The 5,012-nt window shown below is 67.0% G+C and carries 2 protein-coding genes and 2 pseudogenes; 2 read left to right on the top strand and 2 right to left on the bottom strand.

What is annotated here, in order from left to right:
- Positions 1–1,875 (bottom strand): annotated as a pseudogene (locus tag CSW58_RS08355) (OPT family oligopeptide transporter); the annotation flags it as partial.
- Positions 1,876–1,964: 89 nt separating this feature from the next.
- Positions 1,965–2,768, bottom strand: a complete 804-nt coding sequence (locus CSW58_RS08350; protein ID WP_099446984.1) for a PhoH family protein — start codon at positions 2,766–2,768, stop codon at positions 1,965–1,967.
- A 316-nt stretch (positions 2,769–3,084) separates the two neighbouring features.
- On the opposite strand from CSW58_RS08350, the gene CSW58_RS08345 reads away from it, so the two are divergent.
- Positions 3,085–3,615: a gamma carbonic anhydrase family protein gene (locus CSW58_RS08345; RefSeq protein ID WP_099446983.1), complete on the top strand. Its 531-nt coding sequence runs from the start codon at positions 3,085–3,087 to the stop codon at positions 3,613–3,615.
- A gap of 85 nt (positions 3,616–3,700) precedes the next feature.
- Positions 3,701–5,012 (top strand): annotated as a pseudogene (locus tag CSW58_RS08340) (choline dehydrogenase); the annotation flags it as partial.

Genomic DNA, 5,012 nt, shown 5'->3' with positions numbered 1-5,012 from the left:
GAAGGGTACGGCCAGGGGGGTGGGATTGTTGGTCCGACGATCAGGCCTGCCAGGGCGACATTGAACAAGCTCTCGCCGACGATGAAGCCCGAGGCGACCGCACGCCCAGGCGCTTGGCGGGCTCCGCGGTGCGGTCCTTGCCACGGCCCGTTCATAGATCCAGCCAATCACGGCCCCGACCACCACTGGGGCGGTGACCGCGCTGGGCAGATAGATGGCCAGGCCCACGCCCAGCGGCGGCAGGCTGAACTTCTGGGCGCTGACGCGGCGCACCAGGATGTCGATCACCACCAGGCCCAGGCCGATCGCCGCGCCGATGCCCAGCAGGTTCCACGGCAGCACGCCGCCCATCACGCCCTTGGCCAGGGTCGAGATCAGGGTGGCCTGAGGCGCGCCGAGATTCTCGGCCCCCGGCACGGTGCTGAGATTGGGCGCGCCGGTGAAGCCGTTGGAGCGATTGAGCAGCTCCAGCATCACCGGAATGACCAGCGAGCCGGCCAGCACGCCGATCACCAGGGCGACCTGCTGCTTCCACGGGGTGGCGTCGACCAGTTGGCCGGTCTTGAGGTCCTGCAGATTGTCATTGGCCACCACGGCCACGGCCAGGACGATGGCGGTGACGAACAGGGCGAAGGCGACCAGGGCGGTGGTGACGTCCGGACCGATGGCCGTACGGCCGATCGCGCCCACCAGCAGGGAAGCGCCCAGCACGGTCAGGATGGCGATGCCCGAGACCGGGCTGTTGGACGAGCCGATCAGGCCCGCCATGTAGCCGCAGACGGCGGCGGCCAGCAGGCCGGCGAACACCAGATAGGCCACGGCGGCGATGATCAGTGGCAGGGCGACGCTGGCAAGCGGTCCGCCGCTGAGGAAGTGGGCCATCACCCAGCCGGCCGGGGCCAGGAGGGCGGTGGCGACGATGCCGACGATCAGGACGGGGATGTCCTGCTCGACCCGCGGGATCACCGCGCCGTCGATCCGGCGGGCCTTGCCGGCCTCGAAGGCCGAGACCAGGCCTTGCCAGATCGGCACGATCAGCTTGCCCAGGGTCCAGATCGCGGCGGCGCCGATGACGCCGGCCCCGAGGAACCGGACCTTGGTGCTCCAGATGGTCATGGCATGGTCGGCGGCGCTGGCCCCCGGCATCGGGAAGACGTGGGTCATGATCGGCACCAGTACGGCCCAGGCGATGGCCAGGCCGGTGAACATGGCGATGCCGACGGTGATGCCCATTAGATGTCCGGCGCCCATCAGGGCCAGCGAGCTTGATGCGCCCAGGCCGGTGGCCCCGGCTCCGGCCTTGAAATAGCCCGCGACCTCGGCGGCGAAGATCTTGGCGGCGGCCAGGGCGGCGAACAGGGCCGAGGCGATCGTTCCCAGGGCCACGGCGATCAGACCGGCCTGGCCTTCGGCTTCACCGGCCCGCGAGCCGGTGCCGACCTTCAGCACCTCGGCGGCGGCGACGCCTTCGGGATAGGGCAGGTTGGAATTGGTCACCAGGGCCCGGCGCAGGGGGATGGTGTACATCACGCCCAGGATGCCGCCGACCGCGCAGGCCATGAAGGTGGTGAAGAAGGGCACATGGGCCCACCACCCGATCATCAACAGGCCGGGCAGCACGAAGATCACCGAGGCCAGGGTTCCCGCCGCCGAGGCGATGGTCTGGACGATGTTGTTTTCCTGGATGGTCGAGGTCTTGAAGGCCCGCAGCAGGGCCATCGAGATCACCGCGGCCGGGATCGAGGTGGCGAAGGTCAGGCCCACCTTCAGCCCCAGATAGACCTGGGCGGCGGTGAAGACGAGGGTGATGGCGATCCCGAGCAGGACCCCACGCGTGGTGAACTCCGAACGTGGAGCGGCGGCGGAATCGGCCATGAGGCGGTCCTGAAAACAGTTAAGGCGGCCGGACCTTGCACGTCCGACCGCCCCCAACTCAAGCCTTCGATTGAGCCGCTGTCAGGAAATCACAGAACGCCCAGCATCTCCGCGACCAGCGGATGGCGGACGATGTCGCGGTCGGCCAGGCGGACCACGCCGATGTTTTCCAGCGCGTCGAACCGGGCCGCCACGTCGGCCAGGCCCGAAATGCCGGGAAGGAGGTCTGACTGGTTCGGGTCGCCGGTGACGACCATGGTGGAGTTCCAGCCCAGGCGGGTCAGCAGCATCTTCAGTTGCATGTAGGTGCAGTTCTGCGCCTCGTCGATGACCACGAAGGCGTTGTTCAGGGTGCGCCCGCGCATGAAGCCGACCGGCGCGATCTCGATGGAGCCCTCGGCCATCAGGGCCCGCATGCGGCGGGTCGAGAGGCGGTCGGTGAGGGCGTCGTAGAGCGGGCGTAGATAGGGGGCCAGCTTGTCCTCCATGTCGCCGGGCAGGAAGCCGATCGACTCGCCGGCCTCGACCGCCGGGCGCGACAGGACGATGCGGTCGACCGAGCCGGCCTCCAGGGCCTCCACCGCCTTGGCGATGGCGATATAGGTCTTGCCGGTGCCGGCCGGACCCAGCGCCATGACCAGATTCTTGGCGTCGATGGTTTCCATCAACTGCTGCTGGCCCGGCGATTTGGGCTTGATGGTTTTGAGATAACTCTGGTCCCGCTCCGAGGCCCTCGGACCGCCCTCATGTCCCAGGGGCGACCAGCCGTTCCCTCGCTCCCGAATATCGACCGGCAGGCGACGCACCTTGGCGTCGTCCGCGAAGTTGCCGGCATCGATCGCGCCTTCGCGCGCCATACGCTTCAGGGCTCGCTTGGTCATGTAAGCCTCCATTCAGGCATGAAAAAAGGACGAGGCCGTAGGGCGTCGTCCTTGGGGCAATGGGAAGGAGAGGGGACAGAGCAGCGGACGCGGCCGGGCGGGTCTGACGACCGCGTTGGGGGCGGTGATGAACGCCGAAACGCCAAGTGCGACACCCTGGTCTCCGTCATCGGGAGGCCGGAAACGACAATCGTTCCCGGCAGGACACGAGAGAGAAATGATTCCCGATAAGGGAGTGTTCCCCTTCGAATCGCACAAATACAATGGCGCAAACGTGGTTGACCGTTCGTTAATCGGCCGGCCGCTCTCCACAACACGAGGTGTACGGATGACTGTCTATTCCTTGGGCGCCGCAAGTCCTTCCCTGCCGCACCCGGACGAATATTGGATCGCGCCGAACGCCGCCGTGATGGGAAATGTCGTTCTGAAGCAAAACGCCAGCATCTGGTGGGGCTGCACGCTGCGCGGCGACAATGATCCGATTACCGTCGGCGAAAACAGCAATGTGCAGGACGGTTCTGTACTTCACACCGACGCCGGAATGCCGTTGACCATAGGGGCCAATGTGACCATCGGCCACATGGTGATGCTGCACGGCTGCACGATCGGCGACGGCTCGCTGATCGGCATCGGGGCCATCGTGCTCAATGGCGCGAAGATCGGGAAGAACTGCCTGATCGGGGCCGGGGCCCTGATTACCGAGGGTAAGGAGATTCCGGACAACTCGATGGTCATGGGCGCCCCCGGCAAGGTGGTGCGCGAGATCGGCGAGCACCACGCGATGGTCCTGCAGGCCTCGGCGATGCATTATGTGGAGAACTGGAAGCGCTATCGGCGGGATCTGGCGCAGATGGAGTGAGGGCGCGCCAAACCTCTTGCCCCCTTCGCAAACCCGCGCCACTCTCACCTTAACAACGATAACCTTGAGGGAGGCGCGCCGGGCCATGAGCAATGCACGCTACGACTACATCATCATCGGCGCCGGCTCGGCCGGTTGCGTCCTGGCCGCCCGGCTGACCGAAGACCCCAATATCAAGGTCCTGCTGCTGGAGGCCGGCGGCAAGAACACCTCGTTGCTGGTCAAGATGCCGGCCGGGGTCGGCGAACTGATCAAGGCCAAGGGCGAGCAGAACTGGGGCTTCTGGACCGAGGCCGAGCCGCACCTCGACGGTCGCAAGCTGTGGTGGCCGCGCGGCAAGGGCCTGGGCGGCAGCTCGGCGATCAACGGCATGGTCTATATCCGCGGCCATGCGCGCGACTATGACCAGTGGCGGCAGATGGGACTGTCGGGCTGGTCCTATTCGGAGGTCCTGCCCTATTTCAAGCGCTCGGAAACCCATCACGCCGGCGGCGACGCCTATCACGGTGGGGCCGGTCCGCTGCATGTCTCGGGCGGCGAGTCCAAGAGCCCGTTCTATCCGGCCCTGATCGAGGCGGGCCGCCAGGCCGGCCATGCGGTGACCAAGGATTTCAACGGCTACCAGCAGGAGGGTTTCGGCCCCTATGACCTGACCATCCGTGACGGTCAGCGCTGGAGCGCGGCTGCGGCCTATCTGTCGTCGGCGGCCGATCGGCCCAATCTGACGGTGGTCACCGAGGCGCGGACCACCAAGATCGTCATCGAGAAGGGCCGGGCGATCGGCGTCGACTATGTGGTCGGCAAGTCCAACGAAGGCGTGCGGGCCCTGGCCGACGCCGAGGTGCTGCTCAGCGCCGGCGCCGTTCAGTCGCCGCACGTGCTGCAACTGTCGGGGATCGGCGATCCTGACGACCTCAAGGCCCACGGCATCGCCACGGTGCAGGAGTCCAAGGGAGTCGGCGCCAATCTGCAGGACCACCTCGACGTCTGCCTGTCCTGGACCACCAAGAACCTGACCACCGCCTATTCGGCCAACAAGGGCCTGCGCAAGCTGGGCACGGGCCTGTCCTACCTGCTGATGGGCAAGGGTCTGGGCCGGCAGCAGTTCCTGGAAAGCGGCGCCTTCCTCAAGTCGCGCCCCGACCTCGACCGCCCCGACCTGCAGATCCACGGGGTCCTGGCCATCATGCAGGACCACGGCAAGACCGCGTCGAGAAGGACGGCTTCACCCTGCACGTCTGCCAGCTGCGGCCGGAAAGCCGCGGCAAGGTCGGGCTGCGCTCGGCCGATCCGTTCGACGATCCGACCATCCTGGCCAATTACCTGGCCGCCGACGAGGATCGTCGCGCCCTGCGCGAAGGGGTGCGCATCGCCCGCGACGTGGCCGCCCAGGCCGC

The sequence above is a fragment of the Caulobacter sp. B11 genome (assembly GCF_002737765.1).
In the GTDB taxonomy this organism is placed as follows: domain Bacteria; phylum Pseudomonadota; class Alphaproteobacteria; order Caulobacterales; family Caulobacteraceae; genus Caulobacter.
The sequence above is the reverse complement of the archived record's forward strand: the minus strand, read 5'-3'. Positions and strand labels throughout refer to the sequence as shown.